Genomic DNA, 23,131 nt, shown 5'->3' on the forward strand with positions numbered 1-23,131 from the left:
CGCGAAGGGAAGAAATTTCTGTGAAGACTTTTCGACTAACGCTTCCTGCTGGCGCGGGCGTCCGGCGTCGGCGCGGCGGGGGTCGGCACGGCGGCGGCGGGGGTGGGCACGGCGGCGGTGGGCACGGCCGGGGTGGACCGGGCCGGGGCGGGCGCCGTACGGGAGGACCGGGGCGGGGAGGGTGCCGCCGGTTCGCGGGCCGGCAGCAGCCGTTCGCAGTACGCGGTCACCTGACCGGCGCCGCCCGCCGCGGCCACCAGGTCGGCGTACCCGGGGCTCTCCAGCGCCCTGGCCCGCTGGCTCTCGGACCTGGCCAGGTACGCCCGGCACTGCCCGGCCAACCGCTCGGCCTCGGCCGAGCGCCCCGGGCCGCCGGGCGTCCCGCTGGTGGTGCCGGACGACGGCAGCGCGCCCGGCGTGCCGGAGGTGCCGGTGGGCGAGGACGCGCCGCCCCGCTCGCCACCCGCGGAGCTGGGCGCGGGCGCGGACGGGCGGGACGAGCGCTCCGGTTCGACGGGACGGTCGAGGGCGGCCGCGGCGAAGGCGGCGCCCGCGGTGGCGGTGGCGGCGATCCCGGCGACCCAGGCCACCACCCCGGTCGTCACGCCACGCCGCCGTCGCGGTGCCGCCGCCGGCGCCGTGGCCGGGGCCGTGCGGGCGGCCCGGAAGGCGGCCAGCGCCTCCTGCTCGCCGGCCAGGTCACCGGGGCGGGCCGGAGCCGACGCCGCGGAGAGCAGCCGGGCGAGCGGGTCGGCTTGCGCCGGGGGCGAGCCGGCGCGGGCCGCGTCGAGCAGCCGCTCCGACTCGGCCCGGTCGGCGGGCCGGTCGGGCCCCTCGGACCGACGGAAGTTCATCCCGTTTCCCCTCACGTCATCCGTCCGCCGGCTCGGCCCGCGACGGGCTCGGCGCCTGCCGATCCCGAGCATGGCGCGGGCGGGGCGGGCTGGTGCGCCGGTCGCCGTCCGACGACTGGGAAAGATCCTGGCGGTCCAGCAGCGCGGCCAGCCGGCGCAGCCCGCGGTGGGCGGCCGTCCGGACGGCGCCGGGCCGCCGCCCGAGCACCCGGCCGGCGGTCTCCGCGTCCAACCCGATCACCGCCCGCAGCAGCACCGCCTCGGCCTCGCGCGGCGGGAGCGTCGCGATCAGCGCCAGGGCGGACTCGGTCCCGATCGTCTCGCCGGCCCGTTCGGCGGTGTCGGCGTCGCCGGCCAGTTCGCTCAGCGCCTGCACGGGCACCGGCAGCGACGGCCGGCGGCGCTGCCGGCGCAGGTGGTCCATGGCCCGGTTCCGGGCGATGGTGACCGTCCAGGCCCGGAATTCGCCGCCGGTGAAGCTCGGCAGGTCCCGGGAGATCTGCAGCCAGGTCTCCGAGGCGACGTCCTCGGCGTCGGCGCCGACCAGCGCGGTGAGGTACCGCAGCAGACCGGGCTGGAGGCTGCGGTAGAGGAAGCGGAAGGCCTCCTCGTCACCGGCCTGCGCGGCGGCGACCGCCTCGGTCAGCTCACCGGTCATGGCTCCGCCGTTCCCGCCGTCCGGCCCGTGTGGTCCCCGGTCGGCGGCGCGGGACGCACCTCCGGCCCGAGAACCGGACCCCATCGCGCACCATCAGCCCCCCGCTGACCCGATCGCGCCCGGCGCCGAAGCGGCCCTGGGCGACATGTCTGGACACCGTCGTGACAGTACGGCCAGCGATGTCTGCCCGCCGTACCGGCACCACCGTGGGCAGGCCCGAGTCGCGCTAACGGTAGGAGCGGACACACGGGGTGACAAGTTGCCGTCGAACAATAAAAAAGTGAGAAACATCAACCACGACACGCCGAGGCTCGGTGTAACGGAAAGCACTCCCGGGACGCTCCGTCGGGAACGGACCGACCCCGATCGGTGGCGCCGCGCTGAGCGTACGGCGTTTCCGGCCGGCCCGCCGTCACGCGGGGTCCGTGAATCGTCACCGGGTGTCCGGAACGCCCCTGGCAGGCCGGTGGGTCGGAATCGACCATCGGGATATCGCCGTCTGCCGGACACGCCGTCTCTGGGTACGGTATTGAGGTGCTGTCATCCGAGGTCGTGCTCAGCGGTCGCTACCGCCTGGACGAACGTGTCGCCACCGGCGGCATGGGCGACGTCTGGCGTGGCACCGACCTGGTGCTGGGCCGCCGCGTCGCGGTGAAGGTGCTGCTGCCCGCGCTGGTCTCCGACCCGGACTTCATCGCCCGCTTCCGCGCCGAGGCACGGATCATGGCCGCCCTGCGGCACCCCGGCATCGTCCAGGTCTTCGACTGCGGTGAGGACGACCTCGCCGACGGCGGCCGGGCCGACTACCTGGTCATGGAGTTCGTCGAGGGCGAGCCACTGTCGCGCCGGATCGAGGCGGCCGGCCGGCTCGACGTGACCGAGACGATGTCGATCGTCGCGCAGGCCGCCCAGGCCCTGCACGCCGCGCACGCCGGCGGGATCGTGCACCGCGACGTCAAGCCGTCCAACCTGCTCGTGCAGGAGGACGGCACGGTGGTCCTGGTGGACTTCGGTGTCGCACGGTCCACCAACGTCACCAGCATCACCAGCACCAACGCCGTCCCCGGCACCGCGCTCTACATGGCGCCGGAGCAGGCCTCCGGCCGGCCCGTCTCGGCCGCCACGGACATCTACGCCCTCGGCGCGGTGGCCTTCTGCTGCCTCACCGGCGGGCCCCCCTTCACCGGCGACAACCCGCTCCAGGTCGCCGTGCGCCACCTCGACGACGAGCCGCCGGAGCTGCCGGCGGAGATCCCGGCCCCGGTGCGCGCCCTGGTGGCGCGGGCCCTGGCCAAGGATCCCGCGGATCGCTTCGCCACCGGCGCGGAGATGGCCGCGACGGCCCGTACCGCGCTGGGTGACGGCACCGCGGTGACCACCGCCGTGGCGGTGCCCCCGCTGCGCGGCGGGTCACTCTCGGCCAACACCCGGGACGACCTCACGGCGGTGCCGGTGGCGGCGGCGGCCACGACGCGTCGGCGCGGCCGGCGGGGCTCCCTGGTGGGCGCGCTCGCGGCGGTGCTGGTGGCGCTCACCGCGCTCGGCGCGGCGCTCGGCGCGGCCCGGGACACCGACGGCAGCGGAGCGACCAACATCAAGAGCACCCCGCCGGCGGTCGTGCCGAGCGGCGGGGCCGTCGACCAGCCGGTGGTCAGCGAGGAGACGACCTCCTCGGAGCCGAGCCGGCCGAACCGGCCCTGGAACCAGACGACGACCCGGCCCTCGGCGACCCCCTCGGTGACCCGATCGCCGCAGCCCAGCGGTTCTGCCGTGCCGCTGCCGACCAGCACGCCGCCGACCACCACGGCGGACCCGACGACCACCACCTCGGCGCCGACCGACCCGACGACGACCACGTCGGCGCCGGTGGACCCGCCGCCCACCACGACCGAACCGCCGCCCGTCGGCGGAGAACCGCCGCCCGTCGGCGGCTGACGCCGCCCGCGACACCACGCGCCCCAAGAACACCAAAACGGACTTATAACCACAAAGACCCCTTAAGCTCCCCGCAGGTACTTCATCTGCCAGGGGAGCCCGGGTGAACGTGGAAAAGGTCGTTGTGATCGGCCAGGGGTACGTCGGCCTGCCACTCGCCATGCGCGCCGTCGAGGCGGGCCTCGACGTGGTCGGCCTCGACGTCGACTCCGACCGGGTGAAGCGGCTCGCCTCCGGCGAGTCCTTCGTGGAGGACATCCCCGCCGACCGACTGGGCCGGGCGCTGGCCGGCGGGCGGTGCCGGCCCAGTACCGAGTACACCGACGCCGAGGGCTTCGACATCTGCGTCATCACCGTCCCCACCCCGCTGCGGGACGGCACCCCCGACCTCAGCTACGTCGAGCAGGCCGGCGTCGGCATCGGGAGGTACGTCCGCCCCGGCTGCACAGTGGTGCTGGAGTCGACGACGTACCCCGGGACCACGGAGGACCTGCTCCGACCACTGCTCGAGTCGGCCGGTGGGCTGCGCAGCCCCGGCGACTTCCACCTCGGCTTCAGCCCGGACGGATCGACCCGGGCAACCCGAGTTGGCGGCTGGAGAACACCCCCGAGGGTGGTGTCCGGGGTGGACGCGACGTAGCGGGACCGGGTGGACGACTTCTACCGCCGGCTGGTGGAACGCACCGTGCCGGTGGTGGAACGGCTCTAGAGCAGCGCGCGCATCCGGTCGATCTCGACGGACTGCTCGGTGGCGACCGAGGTGGCGAACTCGTTGAGCTGCTGGTCGACGCCGACCTTCAGCAGGTCGGTGGCCATCGCCACGGCACCCTCGTGGTGCGCGGTCATCATCGACACGAAGAGCCGGTCGAACTCGGCGCCCCGGGCGTCGGCCAGCCGGCGGACCGCCTCCGGCGACTGCATGCCGCGCATGGTGCCGTGGTCGTGGCCGGCGATTTCCGCCGGCAGGCCGCGGGTGTCGAGCCAGCCGCGCATCAGGCCGATCTCCGGGCCCTGGGCGGCCCGGATCCGGTCGGCCACCGCCTTGATTCGGGGGCTGCCCGCCCGGTCGGGGGCGAGTGCGGCCATCTCCAGCGCCTGCTGGTGGTGCGGGATCATCATTCGGACGAACCACACGTCGAGCGTGTTGTACCTCGGCGGGGCGGCGTCGCGGACCTCGCCGGCGGGGCGGGCCACTGCGGACTCCCCCGGCCGGCCGGGCACGATGACCGTCGGGTCGCCGGCCGCGGCGGTGGCCGTCGCGGTGGCGGCGGTGCCGACCGGCTCCGGCTCGTCGGCGGGCCGCAGCACCCATCCCAGGGCTCCCAGAAGTACGGCCGCGACTGTGACGACGAGCAGGATCCGTCCACGTCGGGCGGTCATGCGACTCCCCCTCCCGGTCGAGGTCGCAGCGATCCTATCCATTGATGAGAGGTCGTAGATGTGACCGGGATCACATCGATGAGTCTCGTGGCTCGGTAAGGTGTCCTGAATCATCATCCCCTTTCGAAGGGTCGTGCCGATGATCAAATTCACCCTGCCCCGACGACGGCAGTTGAAGATCGTCAGCCTGATGGCAGCCGGCCTGCTGGTCGCCTCCGTCGCCACCGCCCCGGCGAGCAACGCCGCGGAAACCCCGGCGGCGGCGCCCGCCGCGACCGCCGGGCTCGGCGTCGACGAGATCTCCAGCAGCCCCAACCTGCGCCAGATCGCCAACCTGCCGAAGCAGGCGCCGTTCGACACCCCGGCCTCCCTCGGCACCGACATGGCCTTCCAGGGCCGGTACGCCTTCGTCGGCAACTACAACGGCTTCGTCATCTACGACATCGGCAAGCCGAGCGCCCCGACCATCGTGTCCCAGGTGCTCTGCCCCGGGTCGCAGAACGACATCTCCATCTACGGCAACCTGCTCTTCCTCTCCACCGACTCCTCCCGCACCGACGACTCCTGCAACAGCGTCGCGCAGCCGGCCTCGGTGAAGGAGTCGTGGGAGGGGATCAAGGTCTTCGACATCAGCGACAAGGCCAACCCGCGCTACGTCAAGTCGGTGGAGACCGACTGCGGCTCGCACACCCACACGCTGGTCCCGGCGAAGGACCGCCGCTCGGTCTACCTGTACGTCTCGTCGTACAGCCCGCGGGCCGAGTTCCCGGACTGCCAGCCGCCGCACGACTCCATCTCCATCGTCAAGGTGCCGGTGCAGGACCCGACCGCCGCGGCCGTGGTGGCCACCCCGAACCTCTTCCCGGACGGCGGGTACGGGGGCATCCCGGGCCAGACCTCGGCCACCACCGGCTGCCACGACATCACCGCGTACCCGGCCAAGGACCTGGCCGCCGGCGCCTGCATGGGTGACGGCATCCTGATGGACATCTCCGACCGGGAGGCGCCCCGGGTGATCAACCGGGTGCGGGACACGGTGAACTTCGCCTTCTGGCACTCGGCCACGTTCAACAACACCGGCACGAAGGTGGTCTTCACCGACGAGCTCGGCGGCGGCGGCGCGGCCACCTGCAACGAGACGGTCGGGCCGAACCGCGGCGCGGACGCCATCTACGACATCACCGGCCGCGGTGACGCCCGGACGATGGTCTTCCGCAGCTACTTCAAGATCCCCCGAGTCAACGCGGACACCGAGAACTGCGTGGCGCACAACGGCTCGCTGATCCCGGTGCTCGGCCACGACATCATGGTCCAGGCGTGGTACCAGGGCGGCGTCTCGGTCTGGGACTTCACCGACTCGACCAAGCCGAAGGAGATCGGGTTCTGGGAGCGCGGCCCGCTGTCGGACACCCAGCTCGCCGTCGGCGGCGCCTGGTCGACGTACTACTACAACGGGCACATCTACTCCAGCGACATCCAGAAGGGCCTGGACGTGCTGGAGCTCAACGACTGGCGGACCTGGTCGGCCAACCTGGTCCGGTTCCGCGAGCTGAACGTGCAGACCCAGGCCGGCTACCTGAGCTGGTAGGGCCACGTCGGAAGGGCCCGGTCCCCGTCGGGGCCGGGCCCTTCCGCGTACGCCGGTCAGCTCACCGGCAACTGGTAGCGGCGCTCGCCGCCGCCGCTGGCCGGTACCACCCGGACCTCACCGCTGCGCAGCCCGTACGTCACCGACCAGCGGGTGTGCCCCTGCCGCACCTGATCGAGGATCCGCAGCGCCGCCGGGGCGTCCACCACCGCGCCGGCCCGCTCCAGGGCGGCGGCGATGACGCCGTAGCGGTGGTCGTCGCGGAGCTTCTCCTCCGGCACGCCCACCACCGGCACGTTGGTCAGCGCCTGCCAGTGCCCCTCGCCGCGGCGCACCCGCATGGTCCCGTCGACGAACTCGACCACCGCCGACCGGCCGGCCGCGTCGGCGAGCAGGTAGTGCAGCGCCGGCCCGCCGTCGAAGTCGAGGTTGTAGTGACCGAACAGCGCCACCGCCTCGTCGACGCTCGCGGCCCGGTCGAGCACCAGGCGCAGGATGCGCACCGAGCCGACCGTCGGGCGGCCGGGCACCGGTGTCACGGTCGCCCCGTCGTCGGCGGCCAGCCCCACGGCCAGCCCGCGCTCGTTCATCCCGTCGAAGGGCAGCAGCGGCGCGTTGAGCAGCCGCCGGTCCCCGGTCGGGTCGGGCCCCACCCCGAGGTACGACAGGTCGACCAGCGACACCGTGGCGTACCCGTCGGGCGGGTCGGTGCGCAGCACCATCGCCGGGTTGGCGTCCCAGTCGAAGTTGCGGGCGAACAGCGGCCGGGCCGGATCGCCGGAGGCGGCGAAGAGCGAACAGCCGAACGGGCTAGCCTGCGGCGTGGCGTCGGTGCCGACCGTCGGGTCGTACCCGCCGACGTAGGTCATCTCGTACAGCGGCAGGTCGTCGACCCTGCGCAGGCTGGCCAGCGTCCGGGCCACCTGGTCCGGGTCCTGCCGGGAAGCGGTCGGCGCCCCGGCGGAGGTGGCCGGCGACGGCGTCGGATCGACACCGGCGCAGCCGGTGGTGAGCAGCAGCAGGGCCGTCCCGGCCCCGAGGAGAGTCCTCCGCATATTTCCTGGACGTTAGGGCATCGCATCGACGGTTGTCCACCGATCGGCATCGGTGTCGGTTTTCCGGCTCGGGCGCATGGGTACCTGAGATCCGGACGAACGAGAGGAAGGCGACACATGAAGCGCACCGAATACCACGTGATCCCGGCCGGCGGCGGCTGGAAGGTCGAGCAGGGCTCCAAGACCGTCGGCTCGTACGACACGAAGCACACGGCGGTCGAGGAGGGGCGCAAGGTGGCCCACGCCAACGAGCCGAGCCAGCTCGTCGTGCACACCGCCGACGGGAAGATCGAGACCGAGTACACGTACAAGAACGACCCGTTCCCGCCCGCGGGCTGAGCGGCACCACTCCTCCGGCGGCCTGCCGGAACCATCCGTACGCGGGCGGTTCCCGCAGGCCGCCGCCGGCGTGAAGAGGGGCTGCGCGGGCACCAACGGCTCCGGCTGGGTGGCAGGGACTGTCAACACGCGCAGGGTTGCGGCCATCTGGTGATACCCGGCCACGGTTGTTGCTATGGGTTTCGCTGCCTTCTTGCTGCCTGGGCTGCCCTTCCGCCGGCCTCGGCGAGCCGCCAAGCCGGCGCGTCAGATTGCGACCGGGTGGCGCGGTTCGTAGAGACCGAGTTCGCCGCCACCGGGCAGCCGCAGCGCGGTGCGCAGCCCCCACCGCTCCTCGGTGACCGGGATCGTGAACTCGACGCCCTTCGCGGCCAGGCCGGCCATGGTCGCCGCGACGTCGTCGCACATGAGGAAGAGTTCGTGGGCTGGCTCGCCCTCGGTCGGGTGCATGGCGAGCTCGGCCGGCGGGAGCTTGAAGATGAGCCAGCCATGGCCGGCGTCGACGTGGTGGTAGCCGAGCGTGTCCCGGAAGAAGGCGCGGTCCGCCTCTGGGTCGCGGCTGTAGATGATCACATGAGCACCATTGATCATTCACCGACCATAATGCTGAGGTCCGGCATGGCAACGCCAATCTTGCCAGAAATGCCGCCGCTGCTCGTGCCGCCCCAACTGTCGGCACCGGGAGCCATGTGCCCGATGATCTCTTCGCGCGTTGTCGCAGCTCAGCCAGTGGCAGGACGAGGCTGACCGTCAGCACTGCCAGGCGCCGGGATGTCACTCCCGCGCCTGGCAGTGGCACGTTTCCACCCGGGCCGCCCGATTCCCGGGCTAGCGTCGGTTCAGGTCAGGGCGATCGGAGTCGAATGGCAGCGGTACGCGAGACATTCAAGGTCCCCCGGGCCGGGCACCTGCTGCATGCCGAGGTGACCGGCAGCCAGGGAGTGCCGGTGGTGCTGCTGCACGGCTTTCCCGACAACCTGCACCTCTACGACGAGCTGATGCCGCACCTCGGCGATCGGCGGGTCGTCCGGTTCGACTTCCTCGGCTGGGGCCGCTCGGACAAGCCCGACGGCTACCCGTACACGGCGGACAACATGACCGGCGACCTCGCGGCGGTGATCGACCACCTCGGGCTGGAGCAGGTCGTGCTCGTGGCCCACGACGCGTCCGGGCCACCGGCGATCGACTGGGCGCTGCTGTATCCGCACCGGGTCGCCGCGCTGGTGTTGCTCAACACCTATTACCACCAGACGATGGCGCTGCGCCGACCACCCGTCATCGCGCTGTACTCAACTCCGCTGCTGCGCAACGCAGCCCGGAGGCTGGCCGGCCGTGGGTCGGACCTCGCTCGGCGCCTGTACAACTGGCAGGTCGGCAGGTTCATCTCGGACGACCAACGCAGGGACCCGGTGGTGAACCTCTTGTACGACTCCTTCACCGCGGCCCAGCCGGCGTTCTGGCGGCTCAACGATGACCTGCTCGGCACCGTGCTGATCCGCCGGCGCCGGATACCCGACCTGCGCCGGTTCGACAGGCCGGTGCGGGTGGTCTTCGGCACGGAGGACCGCTCCCTCAATCCACGGGTCGCGCGCCGCTTCGCGGAGCTCTTCCCCCGCGCCGACCTCCACCTGCTGCCGAATGCGAGCCATTTTGTGCAGATCGACCAGCCGGAGCGGACCGCCGAACTCGTCCTGAGCGCCGGTTGACCGCGCCGCTCGCCGGTGCGGTGGGGCTACCGACTCCATCCGCAGCGCCCGCTCGATCACGTGCAGCCGTCCGGCCAGCATCTCCGCCACCACGACACCCCTCTCCCTGCGCACTCGGTGACGCCCTTCTCCGGCGCCTCCTGGGAGTAGTCCAGGTAGAGCTCGCGGGCGAAGCCGGCGGCCCGCCAGCCGTTCTCCTCGATCCAGACGGCGAGCGCCAGCAGGGTCGGCGTGCACCAGGATCGCGTCGTCGTCTCCCTCCACCGGCTCGTACCAGGCGAGCCCCGGGTCCGCTCGGGCGCAGCTGAGCCACCTCGAGCCGGCGGATCAGCTCCGGGTAGAGCGGCTGGATCACCGGGCTGATGTCCGGGGCGCGTAGCTGCGGGCGATCCCGGTCAGCTCCGCGACCCGCACCGGCGAAAGTTCCTTCAGTACGACATTCTCGCTGGTCATCCGACCCTCCGAGTCGATCATTCGGAGCCGCGCCGTGATCACGGCCAGCCGGGCGGTGTCCGCCGCCACCTGCTCCTGCAGCTGCGCGCGCCGCAACATCAGCATGCCGCGCAGCCCAACGGTGTCGACGGTGTCGTCGAGGACCGCCCGGACCTGGGCCAGGGTGAGACCCAGTCCTTGAGGGCGAGCAGCTGACCGAGCCGGCGCAGCTGCTCGGCGCGGGAGTACCGGTACCCGCTGCGCGGGTCGACGGTGGCGGGACGCAGCAGCCCGATGGCGTCGTAGTGGCGCAACATCTGCACCGACACCCGGCCGAGTCTGGCGAAGTCTCCGATGGTGAACTTGGTCCCTCCACGGTCGGCCCTGACACGGTGTCAGAGTCAAGCGCGGGCAGCCGCGCTCACCGCACCGGCGCGCGCCGGTGCGGGCGCGGCCCGACCAGCCGGCGGACCAGTGGCGCGGCGTTCCACCTCGCCGCGCCGACCAGGTCCCGCGCGTGTTCCAGCACGGTGTAGTCCGGGCGGGCCAGCCCGTCGGCGATCGCGGCATCCAGGTCGTTGCCGCAGCGGGTCAGCACGGTGTCGAAGTCCCGACGGACCGGCTCCAGCAGGTCGTAGCCGAACGACCGGTGCAGCCGGGCGAAGAACGGCTTGTAGAGGCGGGCCCGCTCGTGCAGGCCGGACGAGTACGACATGGGGTTCTTCGGCCGGCGCCGGATGTAGTCCGGCAGCACGTCGGCGAAGGCCCGCCGGACGATCCACTTCTCCTGACCCTCGCGGAGCTTGAGGGCGAGCGGCAGCCGCATCGCCAGTTCCACCACGCTGAGGTCGAGGAAGGGCACCCGCGCCTCCACCCCGTGGCCCATGCTGGCCCGGTCGACCCGCTGCAACTCCGTCCGGCAGAGGTTGCGGATCTTGTGGAGGACGAGCCGCCGGGCGTGCGCCGGCCCGACCTGGTGGTACATCGGGTACCCGCCGAACAGCTCGTCGGAGCCGTCGCCGGTGAGCACCACCTTGATCCCGAGCTCGCGCAGCCGGCGGAAGATCGGCACGGAGACCACCGCGTTGATGATGTCGCCGTACTCGGTCAGCTCGGAGATCCGGATCGCCTCCCGCACGTCGGCCAGCCGGACGTCGCGCGGGCGCAGCTCCACCACCTCATGCGGCACGCCGAGGTCGGCGGCGAGCCGCCGGGCGTACGCGACGTCGGGGCTGCCCGGCACGCCGACGGTCACCGCCACACAGTCCGGGTGCATGTCGCGCACGTGCAGCAGGGCGAGCGAGCTGTCCAGCCCGCCGGAGAGCACCACCCCGACGGTGAGGTCGGTGTCCACCCGCATCCGGATGCTGTCGGTGAGCGCGACGCGGACGAGCAGGGCGGCCTCGTCCGGGTCGTCGATGATCGGCAGTCCGTCGCCGAGGGTGAGCAGGTCCAGGTACGGCCGCAGCCGCACCCGGCCGTCCGGGTCGGCCCAGCCGTGGTGGCCGGGCGGCACCTCGCCGATCGGGACGTGCTGGCCGACCAGCGCCTTGACCTCCGACGCGACGTGCAGGCAGCCCGGCGTCCTGGCCCAGTACAGCGGCTTGACCCCGAGCGGGTCGCGGGCCAGGTAGACCCGGCCGGTGGCCCGCTCGACCAGGGCTAGGGCCCACTCCCCACGCAGCCGGTGCACGGCCTCCTCGCCCCAGCGCAGGAAGGCCGCGAGCACCACCTCGGTGTCGCTCTCGCTGACGAAGGGGTATCCGTCCCGGGCCAGCTCCCGACGCAGTTCGTGGTGGTTGAAGACCTCGCCGTTGTAGCAGAGGACGTGGCGCCCGTCGGGCGAGGTCCACGGCTGCACGGCCCGTTCCCGGTCCACGATCGGCAGCCGCCGTACGCCGGTGAGCAGGCCGGCCTCCTGCCGGGTCTCGGTCACCTCGCCGCGGGACGCGAGGGTGGCGAGCATCCCGCGGAAGATCGCCGGATCGGCCTCCGGGCCGACGCTGAGCGCGATGCCGCACATCGGCCTCAGGCCCCCATCTCGGCCTCGTACGCCGCGCGCAGCCGGGCCCGTGCGTCGGGCGCGAGGCAGACGTGCCAGGCCTGGCCCTCGTCGATCACGTTCAGCTCGCCGGCGGCCTGCCGGGCGAGCAGGATCCCGGCGAGGGTGTCCCGCGCGCCGAACCGGTCGAACCAGTCCATCTCCACGTCGACGGCCCAGCCGAGGCAGTGGCCACTGGGGACCATCGCCGCGTACCCGAGGCGGCGCAGCTGGTGCTGGTGCTCGGCGCTGCGGACCAGGCTGGTCACCCAGAGCGGCGGGGTGGCCGCCGGGGTGGCCCGGTCGAACTCGCGGGCGAGGTCGTTCAGCAGTGCCACGACCTCACGCCGGGCCCGGCGGAACTTCAGCCCGGCGGTACGCGGGCTGGCGTCCGGTCGCAGCCGGCGGTGCATCGCGCGCAGGCCCCGGCCGACCACCGTCGCGGGTTGTTCCCGGTAGCGGAAGCCGATCAGGCCGCGCCGCCGCAGCCACTCCAGGTCGACCAGGTCGGGGTGGGCGTGGACCTGCTCGTCGGTGAGGAAGGTGGGCGCGTCGCGCCACCACATCACGTCGATCCGGGAGAGCAGGTAGATCCGGACCAGCGCGGTCAGGTCGCTCGCCGAGGTGCGCCCGTTGGGTTGGTAGCGGGCGATCTCCAGCAGCAGGGTCTCGCGGGCGCCGATGAATCCCTGCGAGGTGGCGTCGAGCACCGCGGCGATGGCGGGCTCGCGCAGGCGCTGGTCGAGCAGGACCTGGCGGGCCGGGGCGGAGGTCGCGTCGGCGAGCGCGCCGACCTCGACCAGCAGCTCCGCGACGGCCTGCCGGTAGGCGGTCAGGTCGGGGGCGGCGGGGGCCGGGGGCCGGGCCGTACCGCGGGCGGGCGACCGGCGGGCGGGCGCGGGCGAGGCGACGGACGGGCCGATGTGCTGGCCGGAGCTTCGGCTGGGCACGCGCATGATCGGGTCCTCTCCCCGTACGACACCCTGCGGTCGAACCGACCGTAAGCACCCGGAACAGGCAAAGAGCGAGCAATCCTCCCATCTACCTCTAAGGGCGACCAATTTCTCCGATCGCGCCCTCGCTCAGCCGCTGCACCTCGGCGTACGGCACGGCCGGGTCCGGCTCCCCGCCGTCGCGCGCCGCCGCGGCGGTCCGGAGCACCGCGGCGAGCGCGGCGCGGAACAGCAGCGAGCCGGTGCTGACCCGGGCCACCCCGAGCCGGCCGAGGGCGTCCAGCCCCGGCCCGCCGGGCTGGTACAGCACGTTGAGCGGCGCGTCGGTCCCCGCCGCCAGGGCCCGGACGGCATTCGGGTCGGCGACGCCCGGGACGAAGAGGCCGTCCGCGCCGGCCCGCCGCCACGCCCGGGCGCGGGGCAGCGCCTCCGCCAGCGGTTCCGGCAGGCCGAGCCACCAGGCGTCGGTGCGGGCGTTGACGAAGAGGTCCGGCACCCGGGCCTTGACCGCCTCGATCTTCGCGGCCACCAGTGCCGGGTCGGCCAGGGTCCCGTCGGGTCGGCCGTCCTCCAGGTTGATCCCGACCACGCCCAGCCCGGCCAACTCGGCGACGTAGGACGCCACCTCGTCCGGGTCGTCGCTGAAGCCCGCCTCCACGTCGACGGTCACCAGCACCGGCAGCCGGACGAGCAGCGCCGCGAGCCGCAGCGTCTCGGGCGCGGTGGCCGCCGCCGCGTCCGGTTTCCCGCCGGCGGCGGCCACGCCGAGGCTGGTGGTGCCGATCGCGGGATGTCCGGCGTCGGCGAGCACGGCGCCGGAGGCGTGGTCCCAGGCGTTCGGCAGCAGCAGCGGCCGGCCGGGGCGGTGCAGGGCGCGGAACGCGGCGCTCCGGTTCATCGGGTCCTCCCCGCCATCAGGCGGGGGGCCGCGCGCAGCACGTCCACGATGCCGGCGGCCAGGGCGAGGGCATGCCGCTCGCCGGGGCAGCCGTGCTCGCCGACGCCGAAGGACGTCGGCCGCACCGAACCGTCCGGGCCGGAACGGCACGCCGGGTCCCGGTTCGCGGCGTCGAAGCGGAGCAGCACGGTGGCACCCGCCGGAACCGGATGTCCGGCCACCGCGGCACCGGCGCCCGCGACGCGGCGGGTCGCCCGTACCGGCGGGTCGAGGCGGAGCACCTCGGCCAGCAGCACCTCGGTGGGCACCGACGCCGGCAGCGTGGCGGCGTACCGGGCGGCCGTGACGATCAGCGAATCGGTGGCGGCGCAGGCCTGGACCAGCAGGCCGATCCGGTTCGCCACGGCCTCCGGCGGGCCGGGCGGCGACATCGCCACCAGCGCCGCCACCGCCTCGTCGGCGCGCCGGACGGCCGTCTCGTCCGCGCCGGGCTGATAGGCGGCGGCGACGGCCGCCACCGCCGGCCCGGCGGCCACCGGGTCGGCCAGGCCGAGCCGCCCCGCCAGCACCCGCACGGGTACGCCCCGGGCCGGCGCGCCCGCGACGTCCGGCGGACCGGCGACCGGTCCCCCGGCGGCGGGGGCGACCGTCGCGGGCGGGTCCAGGGTGGCGGTGAGCCGGGCGGCGTCCCGACGCAGCAGATCTGGGTCGAGGCCGGCCAGGGTGGCCACGGCGAGGGCCCGCCGCCCCGGGTGCCGCCGAGGGGAGCTGAACCGGGCGACGTTTCCCCGCAACCAGGCGAGGGTGCCGGGCGGTCCGGGCGGCGCCTCGGGGACCCCGAACGCGGGGTCGGTGAGCACGGCGCGCACGTGGGCGTGCCGGGTCACCAGCCAGACGCCGTCGGCGTCGCGGGTCGGTGGCCGGCACGGTGGCGTGCCGGGGGCGGGGGCGATCAGGCTGGACAGGTCGATCACCGGTCACACGCTAGGGGCGAATCCCTTCGCTCCCGGCCGAAGTGTGCCCGCGCCTCGGGGCGGTGGCCGGGCCCGCTCAGGCGCGGCCGCTGCCGCCGTCGCGGCGAGCCGGCACCAGCTCGTCCGGGCGTAGGCCGAGCCCGCCGAACCCGGCCAGCCCGGCCGGGGTGACCCGGACGGCACGGCCGGCGCCCGGGCTGGTCCAGCCCAGCTCGGCGAAGCGGTGGCAGAGGGCCGCACCGAGCGAACCGCCCAGGTGCGGGCGGCGTTCGGTCCAGTCCAGGCAGTCGCGCACCAGCGGCCGCCGGCTGCGCGGCGGGACGGGCGCCACGCCGAACTCGGCCAGCCACTCCCGCCCGGCCGGGGTCAGCGCCAGGCCGTCGGCCTGGCCGAGCAGGCCGCGGGCCAGCAGCGTGTCGCGCAGCCGGACGCCGAGCCGCCCGGCCAGGTGGTCGTAGCAGGTACGGGCGTGCGCGAGCGCGGCGTCGGCGGTGACGGCGCGCAACGACCGGGCCGGACTGGGGCCGGCCGGAGCATGCCCGGCCAGGTCCTCGATCAGCTGCGCCACCGCCGGGCCGGCCAGCCGGACGTAGCGGTGCCGCCCCTGGCGCTCCTCGACCAGCAGCCCGCCGCGGACCAGCCGGGTGAGATGGTCGCTGGCGGTGGAGGCGGCCACCCCGGCGCCGCGCGCCAGTTCCCCGGCCGTCCAGGCGCGGCCGTCGAGCAGGGCCAGGCAGAAACTGGCCCGGGTGCCGTCGGCGAGCAGGGCGGCGAGGTCGGCCAGCCGTCGACCGTCGGGGGCGGCTTCGGTCATCCGGGAATCGTCGCACGGCGACGGTGCGGGGGTGACCCATCGGTGTCGAACTCTTTACAACGTTGTATCCATCGTTGTAGAAACGGACGGAATGACGCACCACCGCCCAACCGACACCACCCGAGGCAGGTCTGATGGGTCATCTCCGCCGCGGCGGCGCGCTCGCCGTCGTACTCGGTCTGCTGCTGACAGCGACGGCGTCCGCGCCGGCCGCCGCCGGGGCCGACGCCACCACCCGATACCGGAACCCGGTCTCCGCCGGATTCGCCGACACCTTCGCCGACCCCGTCGTCGTCCGCGGCGACGACGGCTTCTGGTACGCCTACGGCACCACCGACCCGCTCCGCGAGGGCGAGAAAAAGTTCCACCGGGTGCCCACCGCCCGCTCGGCCGACCTGGTCGACTGGACGTTCCTCGGTGACGCGTTCGGCCCCGACCAGCGCCCCGCCTACGCCGCCCCCGGCGCGGCCTTCTGGGCCCCCGACGTCCGTCGGGTCGGCGACCACTGGGTCATGTACGTGACCGTCACCGACACCACCGTCTCGCCCGAGGGCAGTGACTTCGCGATCGGCGCCGCCACCGCGCCCACCCCCGCCGGGCCGTGGACCTTCGCCGACCAGCCGGTCGTGGCCCCCCGCCCCGGTGGCGGCGGCGGCTGGCTCTGGACCATCGACCCGTCCCAGTTCACCGACGTCGACGGCACGAGGTACCTGTACTACGGCAGCTACTACGGCGGCGTCTCGGTCACCGAGCTCTCCGCCGACGGGCTGCGCGCGGTCGGCACGCCCACCCTGGTCGCCATCGACAACAAGTTCGAGGGCAGCTACGTGCTGCGCCACGACGGCTGGTACTACCTCTTCGCCTCCACCGCGAACTGCTGCGCCGGCCCGGCCACCGGCTACTCCATCCACGTCGGACGGTCGACCAGCCCGCGCGGGCCGTTCCTCGACCGGGACGGCGTGCCGCTCACCGCGTCGCGGGCCGGCGGCACCCCGGTGCTCACCCAGAACGGCAACCGCTGGATCGGCACCGGGCACAACGGCTTCCTCACCGACCTGTCCGGGCAGGACTGGATCGTCTACCACGCGATCGACCGGGCCGACCCGTACCTGGACGAGCCGTTCGGCATCAACGAGCGGCCGATGCTGATCGACCGGCTCGACTGGGTCGGGGGCTGGCCCACCGTCAACGCCGGCGCCGGACCGTCCGAGGGCGCCCGCCCCGCGCCGGTCACCACCGCCCGCCTCGACGCCCGCTTCGACTCCGCCGCGCTCACCGGCTGGCGGGGGAAGACTGGCGGCTGGCGGGTCACCGACGGCCGGCTCACCGGCACCGGCGCGCTCACCAGCCGTACGGTGACCGGCGGCGACGTGCGCGCGGAGGCCGACCTGCGGCTCACCGGCGCGACCTCGGCCGGGCTCACCCTGGACCGGGTCGACGTCCGGGTCGACGCCGCCGCCGGCCGGTTGGTCGCCGGGGAGCAGGGCGGCCGCAGCGCCAGCGCCCCGCTGCCGGCCGGGTTCACCCCCGCCGACCGGCACAACCTGGCCGTGGAGATCCGGGGACGGCAGCTCGTCGCCGAACTGAGCCCGGCCCGGCTCGGCGACCAGCTCGCCACGGTGTCGCTGCGGCTGGACCGGCCGGTGGTCGGCCGGCTCACCCTCGCCGCCACCGGTGGCGACGCCGAGTTCGACAACGTCAGCGTCGCCCGGCTGTACCGGCCGGTACGGCAGGCGGCGGCCGGACCCCGGGTAGGCGCGCTCCTGCCGGCGTACTCCGACGACTTCACCGACGGCCTCGACGCCGCCTGGCGATGGGTCCGCGAGGACCCGGCGGCCAGCGTCTCGGGCGGCGCGCTGCGCTGGCCGGTGCAGGGCGCCGACCTGACCGGCACCGGCAACACCGCCGGGGTGCTGCTGCGCGACGCCCCGACCGGCGACTACGTGGTCGAGACGAAGGTGACCCTGAACCTGGGCGAGGAGACCGTCCGCAACTACCAGCAGGCCGGGCTGGTCGCGTACGTCGACGACGACCGGTTCGCCCGGCTGGCCCAGGTGGCCATCTGGAACACCCGCCAGGTCGAGTACGGCTACGAGCTGCCCTTCGCCGGTCAGCCCGTCTACGGCGGCAACATCGTCGGCCCCCCGGCCACCACCACCTGGCTGCGGCTCGCGCACCGGGTCGACCCGGCCACCGGCGAGCACGAGTTCCGGGCCGGCTCCAGCCGGGACGGAAAGAGCTGGACGTGGGGCGGGGTGTGGACGTTCCCGGCCGACACCACCCCGCGGGTCGGCCTGGTCGCGCACGGCGGCGCCCAGCCGCCGGTGACCGCGGAGTTCGACTACCTCCGCTTCTACGGCTGATCCACCCGGCCGCCACGTCGGGCGGCCACCCGCCGCCGCTCACCCCCAGGGGTGGGCGGCGGCGCGGCGTCAGGGTGCGGCGGTGCCGCCGAGCCGGCTGACGGTCCGGGTCTCGCCGTCGTAGCTGCGCGCCGCCACGAACTCCCCCGCCGGCCGGTCGCCACCCGCGACGGCCCGCGCCAACCGCCGGTCGTTGTCCCGGAACCGCAGCGCCAGGCTCAGATGCGGGATCCACCGTCCCGGCGCGTGCCACGGGTTCTGCCCGTCGGCGTCGGCGAGGACGTCCCAGACGGCGGCGTGCAGCGCGGTCAGCTCCGGTGTCGGCCGGACCAGCCAGACCAGCGGCGCGCTGCCGTCGAGCACCGCGACCCGGTCGAGGCGTACCGGCAGGGGCAGGGCCGCGTCGAGGAGGTCGGCGAGGCGTGCGGCCGCGCCCGGCGGGAACTCCTCGACCGAGGCCACCGTCAGGTGCGGCCGGTTGGTCGGGTGGGTGTTGCGGGCCAGGCTGGGCAGGCCGGCGGCGGCCAACCGGTCCCACGCGGCGCGGACGGTCCGCTCCAGCGGCGGGGAGCAGAGCAGTTCGACCGTACGCACGACCGCCAGGCTAACCGCTCACAGCCAGCCCGCCGCCCGGGCGATCCGGACCGCCTCGGCCCGGTCGGCCGCCCCCATCTTCTGCACGCACGCCGTCAGATGGTTGCGGACCGTACCGGCGGCCAGACCGGTACGCCGGGCGATCACCGCCACCGGGGTGCCGTACTCGGCCAGCCGCAGGGTCTCCAGCTCCCGCGGGGTGAGCGGACAGTCCGGCTGGGTCAGCGCGTCGGCGGCCAGCGTCGGGTCGACGTACCGCGCTCCGGCGTGGACCCGGCGGATCACGTCGGCGAGCGCCCCGCCCGGGGCGCCCTTGGCCAGGAAGCCGCGGGCACCGGCGGTCAGCGCCCGGCGCAGGTGGCCGGGGCGGCCGTGGCCGGTCAGGATCACCACCGCGCAGCCCGGCAGCGCCCGCCCCAACTCGGCGGCGAGCGCGATGCCGCCGGGCGGCGGCATCTCCAGGTCGACCACGGCGACGTGCGGGCGGTGGGCCCGCGCCGCGTCCAGCGCCGCCCGCCCGTCGCCGGCCTGGGCCACCACCTCCAGGTCCGGCTCCAGGGCCAGCAGCGCGGCGAGGGCCTGCCGGATCAACTCCTCGTCGTCGGCGAGCAGCACCCGGATCACGAGGCGACCGGCGCGGTCGCGGTGAGGGTGAAGACGTCACCCTCCCGACCGGCACGGACCGTGCCGCCGACCGCGCCCAGCCGCTCGGCCAGACCGCGCAGTCCGTGGCTGTGGGCGTCGGGGCCGGAGCCGTCGCCGGCCCCGTCGTTGCGGATCGTCATCGTGGCCACGCCACCCTCCCGGGTCATCTCGATCCGGCACCAGCCCGCCCGGCTGTGCCGCAGCACGTTCGTCCCCGCCTCCCGCAGCACCGCCGCCAGCTCCGTGGCGACGGCGGCGGGCAGCTCCTCGTCCAGCGGTACGACGGTGCACCGCACTCCGCACGAGCGGAGCACCTCGGCCAGCGCGGCGAGCTGCTCGGTCAGGTCGACCGCGCGGTAGCCGTGCACGGCTTCGCGGAGCCGGTGCAGCGCGGACCCGGCGAGCCGTTGCGCCTCGGCCGCCGCACGGCCGGCCCGCACGGCGTCCACCGCCGCGAGTCGGGCCGCCAGCTCCGCCTTCAACGCGATCACGGTGAGGTCCTGTCCGAGCAGGTCGTGCACGTCCCGGGCGAAGCGCAGCCGCTCCTCGGCGGCGGACAGCCGGGCCCGGGCCGCCTGCCCCTGCCGGGCCTCGACCAGAACGTCCCAGAACCACAGCTGCAACCGGTTCACCACCGCGATCGAGGTGCCGATCCCACCCGTGATGATCAGATGGCGGCCGACCTGGCCTCCGGCCCAGAAGGCCACCGCGCCGGAGGCGGCGACGGTCGTCGCGGCCGCGGCGAGCGCGGGCACCGGCCGGAGCAGCAGCGGGGCCATCCCGACCAGTGACGCGCCCAGCCAGGCCCAGGTCGGCCAGGCGCCGGCCGCCACCGGCCCGACCAGCGGCAGGCTCGCCACCGCGGCGACGCCGAGACCGAGGTGGGACCGGTGCCGCCAGGCCGGGGCCAGCCAGGGCGTGACGGCCGCGTACGAGACGGCGGTCTGCGCGACGACGAAGACGGCGATGCCGGCGATGCCGCACACCGCCAGGGCCGGGTCGGTCTCCCGGACCAGCCCGACACCGGGTAGCACGAGGCTGGTCCAGAGGCCGGCGACAAGGGACACCAGGGTCAGCTGCCGGGCCCGGCGCAGCCGCCGGTCCACCTCCGCCGCGCCGACCGTCATGTCCGCCGATCCTAGGGCCCGTGACGTGGCGGGTGCCCCCTGCGGAATGTCACGGGACCGGCGTGGATTCCGCATGCCTCGATCGTGACGATCACACCTGTCCGGGCGCGCCGCCGGGCGGCAGGGTCGGGGCATGACCGAAACGCTCTCCGTACCCTGGTCCCCGCCGGTCCCCGCGGACCGCCCCGGGCGCCGGCTACTGCGGCACCTGGCCGAGATGACCGTGGCCATGCTGGTCGGGATGCTGCTGCTCGGGCCGCTCTGGCGGGCGGCCGGCGCGGCGCTGGGGCTCTCCGGCACGCTGGGCCGCCCGGCGGTGGCCGCACTGGTGATGGCGACCGACATGTCGATCGGGATGGCGGCGTGGATGTGGCACCGCGGGCACGGGAACCGGGCGACCGCCGAGATGGTCGCCGCCATGTACGTCCCGTTCCTGGTGCTGCTGGCGCCCTACGCCGCCGGGCTGCTCGGCGGGGAGGCCCTGATGCTCGGCGGCCACCTGCTGATGGTCCCGGCGATGGTGCTGGTGGCGGTGCGGCACCGGCACCACCACCCGGTGCCGCCGGCCCGGCGCCCGGTGGTCGCCGCGGTCGTCCGCCGCTGGCCCACCGGGCTGGCCCTGCTGATGACGGTCGACAACTGGGTCGCCCCGGTGATCCTCCCGCCGTGGGCCCTGCTGGTGCTGCCCGCCGGGTACCTGGTGATCGGCACCGTGCGCCGGCAGTGGCGGACCCCCGGCCTGTTGCGGACGCAACTGGGCGGCCTGGCGGGCTGGTCCGCGCTGGCGGCGCTGGCGGCGCTGGCGGGCGACGGCCCGGCGGCCTGGCTGGTGGCCGCCGGGTGGCTCGGGCACGCCGGGTGGGACCTGGCCCACCACCGGCGGGGCGCGGTGGTGCCGCGCGGATACGCCGAGTGGTGTGCCGTCCTGGACGTGGTGATCGGCGTCACCACCGTGCTCACCATCGTCGGGTGAGGGTGGCGTGGGCGACGGTTGTGCCGGTCGGCGGAGCGGGCCGGCACGGGTGATGAAAAGCTTTGGCCATGAGTTCCGCACCCGCACCGATCGAACCCACCACCCCCGGCGACCCCGACGAGGCGACCGCCTTCGCGGATCTCGGCCTGCGCGCCGAGCTGCTCGGGGCGCTGAGCGCGCTCGGCTACGAGGAGCCGACCCCGATCCAGCGCGAGGCGATCCCGCTGCTGCTGGCCGGTCGCGACCTGCTCGGCCAGGCGGCCACCGGCACCGGCAAGACGGCCGCGTTCGCGCTGCCGCTGCTGCAGCGGATGCCGGACGGCCGCCGCGGCGGTGACCCGGTGTCGCTGGTGCTGGTGCCCACCCGGGAGCTGGCCGTCCAGGTCTCCGAGGCGTTCCACCGCTACGGCAAGGACCTGGGCACCCGGGTGCTGCCGATCTACGGCGGCCAGCCGATCGGCCGGCAGCTGCGGGCGCTGGACATGGGCGTGGACGTGGTGGTGGCCACCCCGGGCCGGGCGCTGGACCACATCGCCCGGGGCACCCTGCGGCTGGGCGACGTGACCACGGTGGTGCTGGACGAGGCGGACGAGATGCTCGACATGGGCTTCGCCGAGGACATCGAGGCGATCCTGGAGCACGCCCCGGCGCAGCGGCAGACGGTGCTCTTCTCGGCGACCATGCCGTCCCGGATCGACGGGCTGGCCCGCAAGCACCTGACCGACCCGCAGCGCATCCAGATCGAGCGTGAGCGGGCGGTGGCCGGCGAGGCGCCCCGGGTGCGGCAGAGCGCCTACATCGTCGCCCGGGGGCACAAGCCGGCTGCCCTGGGCCGGGTGCTGGACGTGGAGTCGCCGACCGCGGCGATCGTCTTCTGCCGCAGCCGGGAGGAGGTGGACCGGCTCACCGAGACGATGAACGGCCGGGGCTACCGGGCGGAGGCCCTGCACGGCGGGATGAGCCAGGAGCAACGGGACCGGGTGATGGGCCGGCTCCGGTCGGGCACCGCCGACCTGCTGGTGGCCACCGACGTGGCGGCCCGCGGGCTGGACATCGAGCAGCTCACCCACGTGGTGAACTACGACGTGCCGTCGGCGCCGGAGTCGTACGTGCACCGGATCGGCCGGGTCGGTCGGGCCGGTCGGGAGGGCGTGGCGATCACCCTCGCCGAGCCGCGCGAGCACCGGATGCTCAAGACCATCGAGCGGGTCACCGGGCAGCGGATCGCCATCGACAAGATCCCCACGTTGGCGGACATGCGGACCCGCCGGTTGGAGCTGACCCAGGCGGCGCTGCGGGAGAGCCTGCTGGAGGACGACCTCGACTCGTACCGGGTGATCGTGGAGTCGTTGACCGACGAGTTCGACATCATCGAGGTCGCCCTCGCCGCGGTGAAGCTGGCCCACGAGGCGACCTCGCCGGGCGGCGACGACGAGGAGGAGATCCCGCAGGTCGCGGTCCGCCCGCAGCGGGAGACCCGGCCGGGGTACGAGGGCCGTGGCGGTGAGCGGCGGGGCGGCGGGGCCCGGCCGCGTACGGGTGGCAACACCACGCAGGTGTTCATCGGGCTGGGCCGGCGCGCGGGCGTCCGCCCGCAGGACCTGGTGGGGGCGATCACCGGGGAGACCGGCCTGAACGGGCGGGACATCGGCTCGATCGAGATCGCGGACCGGTTCTCCCTGGTGGAGGTGCCGGTGGGGGTGGCCGACGAGGTGATCGATGGGCTGCGCGGCAGCACGATCAAGGGCCGCAGGACGACGGTGCGCCGGGACCGCGGCGGCGAGGGCCGCTGACCCAGGACG

Annotated in this window: 21 protein-coding genes and 1 pseudogene; 8 read left to right on the plus strand and 14 right to left on the minus strand. The window is 74.4% G+C overall.

Features of this window, described 5'->3' with window-relative positions; all coding sequences use genetic code 11:
- Positions 1–35: 35 nt before the first annotated feature.
- Positions 36–854, minus strand: a complete 819-nt coding sequence (locus AC5RWQ_RS05560) for a hypothetical protein (RefSeq protein ID WP_494281656.1) — start codon at positions 852–854, stop codon at positions 36–38.
- 16 nt (positions 855–870) lie between these two features.
- A complete protein-coding gene (locus AC5RWQ_RS05565) occupies positions 871–1,512 on the minus strand; it encodes an RNA polymerase sigma factor (protein ID WP_494281657.1) in 642 nt (213 codons plus the stop codon).
- Between the two features lie 534 nt (positions 1,513–2,046).
- Here AC5RWQ_RS05565 and AC5RWQ_RS05570 point away from each other — a divergent pair.
- Positions 2,047–3,447, plus strand: a complete 1,401-nt coding sequence (locus AC5RWQ_RS05570; protein ID WP_494281658.1) for a serine/threonine-protein kinase — start codon at positions 2,047–2,049, stop codon at positions 3,445–3,447.
- A 109-nt stretch (positions 3,448–3,556) separates the two neighbouring features.
- Entirely contained in the window at positions 3,557–4,087 is a 531-nt protein-coding gene (locus AC5RWQ_RS05575; RefSeq protein WP_494281659.1) for an NAD(P)-binding domain-containing protein, read from the plus strand.
- 65 nt (positions 4,088–4,152) lie between these two features.
- On the opposite strand, the gene AC5RWQ_RS05580 is transcribed toward AC5RWQ_RS05575, so the two are convergent.
- Entirely contained in the window at positions 4,153–4,827 is a 675-nt protein-coding gene (locus tag AC5RWQ_RS05580) for a DUF305 domain-containing protein (RefSeq protein ID WP_494281660.1), read from the minus strand.
- A gap of 139 nt (positions 4,828–4,966) precedes the next feature.
- On the opposite strand from AC5RWQ_RS05580, the gene AC5RWQ_RS05585 reads away from it, so the two are divergent.
- On the plus strand, positions 4,967–6,415 hold the full coding sequence (locus tag AC5RWQ_RS05585; protein ID WP_494281661.1) for an LVIVD repeat-containing protein: 1,449 nt from the start codon (positions 4,967–4,969) through the stop codon (positions 6,413–6,415).
- Positions 6,416–6,471: 56 nt separating this feature from the next.
- Here the strand turns inward: AC5RWQ_RS05585 and AC5RWQ_RS05590 are convergent, their stop codons facing one another.
- Entirely contained in the window at positions 6,472–7,470 is a 999-nt protein-coding gene (locus AC5RWQ_RS05590) for a carcinine hydrolase/isopenicillin-N N-acyltransferase family protein (protein WP_494281662.1), read from the minus strand.
- A 117-nt stretch (positions 7,471–7,587) separates the two neighbouring features.
- On the opposite strand from AC5RWQ_RS05590, the gene AC5RWQ_RS05595 reads away from it, so the two are divergent.
- The gene (locus AC5RWQ_RS05595) at positions 7,588–7,809 is read left to right on the plus strand and encodes a DUF2188 domain-containing protein (RefSeq protein WP_494281663.1); all 222 of its coding nucleotides are present in this window, start codon (positions 7,588–7,590) and stop codon (positions 7,807–7,809) included.
- Between the two features lie 246 nt (positions 7,810–8,055).
- On the opposite strand, the gene AC5RWQ_RS05600 is transcribed toward AC5RWQ_RS05595, so the two are convergent.
- Positions 8,056–8,400: a VOC family protein gene (locus AC5RWQ_RS05600; RefSeq protein ID WP_494281664.1), complete on the minus strand. Its 345-nt coding sequence runs from the start codon at positions 8,398–8,400 to the stop codon at positions 8,056–8,058.
- A gap of 272 nt (positions 8,401–8,672) precedes the next feature.
- Here AC5RWQ_RS05600 and AC5RWQ_RS05605 point away from each other — a divergent pair, with 272 nt between their 5' ends.
- A complete protein-coding gene (locus tag AC5RWQ_RS05605; protein WP_494281665.1) occupies positions 8,673–9,515 on the plus strand; it encodes an alpha/beta fold hydrolase in 843 nt (280 codons plus the stop codon).
- A 56-nt stretch (positions 9,516–9,571) separates the two neighbouring features.
- On the opposite strand, the pseudogene AC5RWQ_RS05610 reads toward AC5RWQ_RS05605, so the two are convergent.
- The 6 genes and pseudogenes from AC5RWQ_RS05610 to AC5RWQ_RS05635 form a co-directional block, all read right to left on the minus strand.
- Positions 9,572–10,264 (minus strand): annotated as a pseudogene (locus AC5RWQ_RS05610) (MerR family transcriptional regulator).
- Between the two features lie 104 nt (positions 10,265–10,368).
- Complete coding sequence (locus AC5RWQ_RS05615; protein WP_494281666.1) at positions 10,369–11,970, minus strand: asparagine synthetase B family protein; 1,602 nt, start codon at positions 11,968–11,970, stop codon at positions 10,369–10,371.
- Positions 11,971–11,975: 5 nt separating this feature from the next.
- Positions 11,976–12,944 (minus strand): DUF5715 family protein, encoded by a 969-nt coding sequence (locus AC5RWQ_RS05620; RefSeq protein ID WP_494281667.1) that lies wholly within the window; start codon positions 12,942–12,944, stop codon positions 11,976–11,978.
- Positions 12,945–13,035: 91 nt separating this feature from the next.
- Entirely contained in the window at positions 13,036–13,839 is an 804-nt protein-coding gene (locus tag AC5RWQ_RS05625; RefSeq protein ID WP_494281668.1) for an isocitrate lyase/PEP mutase family protein, read from the minus strand.
- Positions 13,836–14,813, minus strand: a complete 978-nt coding sequence (locus AC5RWQ_RS05630; protein WP_494281669.1) for a cytochrome P450 family protein — start codon at positions 14,811–14,813, stop codon at positions 13,836–13,838. Before AC5RWQ_RS05630 ends, AC5RWQ_RS05625 begins: the two co-directional genes overlap by 4 nt.
- Positions 14,814–14,889: 76 nt before the next feature.
- Positions 14,890–15,627 (minus strand): ArsR/SmtB family transcription factor, encoded by a 738-nt coding sequence (locus AC5RWQ_RS05635; protein WP_494281670.1) that lies wholly within the window; start codon positions 15,625–15,627, stop codon positions 14,890–14,892.
- A gap of 134 nt (positions 15,628–15,761) precedes the next feature.
- Here AC5RWQ_RS05635 and AC5RWQ_RS05640 point away from each other — a divergent pair, with 134 nt between their 5' ends.
- On the plus strand, positions 15,762–17,990 hold the full coding sequence (locus AC5RWQ_RS05640; protein ID WP_494281671.1) for a glycoside hydrolase family 43 protein: 2,229 nt from the start codon (positions 15,762–15,764) through the stop codon (positions 17,988–17,990).
- 69 nt (positions 17,991–18,059) lie between these two features.
- Here the strand turns inward: AC5RWQ_RS05640 and AC5RWQ_RS05645 are convergent, their stop codons facing one another.
- The 3 genes from AC5RWQ_RS05645 to AC5RWQ_RS05655 are packed head-to-tail and all read right to left on the minus strand — an operon-like array spanning position 18,060 to position 20,356.
- Complete coding sequence (locus AC5RWQ_RS05645) at positions 18,060–18,584, minus strand: 2'-5' RNA ligase family protein (protein ID WP_494281672.1); 525 nt, start codon at positions 18,582–18,584, stop codon at positions 18,060–18,062.
- Between the two features lie 18 nt (positions 18,585–18,602).
- Entirely contained in the window at positions 18,603–19,208 is a 606-nt protein-coding gene (locus AC5RWQ_RS05650; RefSeq protein WP_334492182.1) for a response regulator transcription factor, read from the minus strand.
- Positions 19,205–20,356, minus strand: a complete 1,152-nt coding sequence (locus AC5RWQ_RS05655; RefSeq protein WP_494281673.1) for a sensor histidine kinase — start codon at positions 20,354–20,356, stop codon at positions 19,205–19,207. Before AC5RWQ_RS05655 ends, AC5RWQ_RS05650 begins: the two co-directional genes overlap by 4 nt.
- Before the next feature lie 133 nt (positions 20,357–20,489).
- On the opposite strand from AC5RWQ_RS05655, the gene AC5RWQ_RS05660 reads away from it, so the two are divergent.
- A complete protein-coding gene (locus tag AC5RWQ_RS05660; protein WP_494281674.1) occupies positions 20,490–21,329 on the plus strand; it encodes a hypothetical protein in 840 nt (279 codons plus the stop codon).
- A 68-nt stretch (positions 21,330–21,397) separates the two neighbouring features.
- On the plus strand, positions 21,398–23,122 hold the full coding sequence (locus AC5RWQ_RS05665) for a DEAD/DEAH box helicase (RefSeq protein ID WP_494281675.1): 1,725 nt from the start codon (positions 21,398–21,400) through the stop codon (positions 23,120–23,122).
- The last annotated feature ends 9 nt before the right edge of the window (positions 23,123–23,131 follow it).

The organism is Micromonospora sp. BS32 (assembly GCF_059089345.1).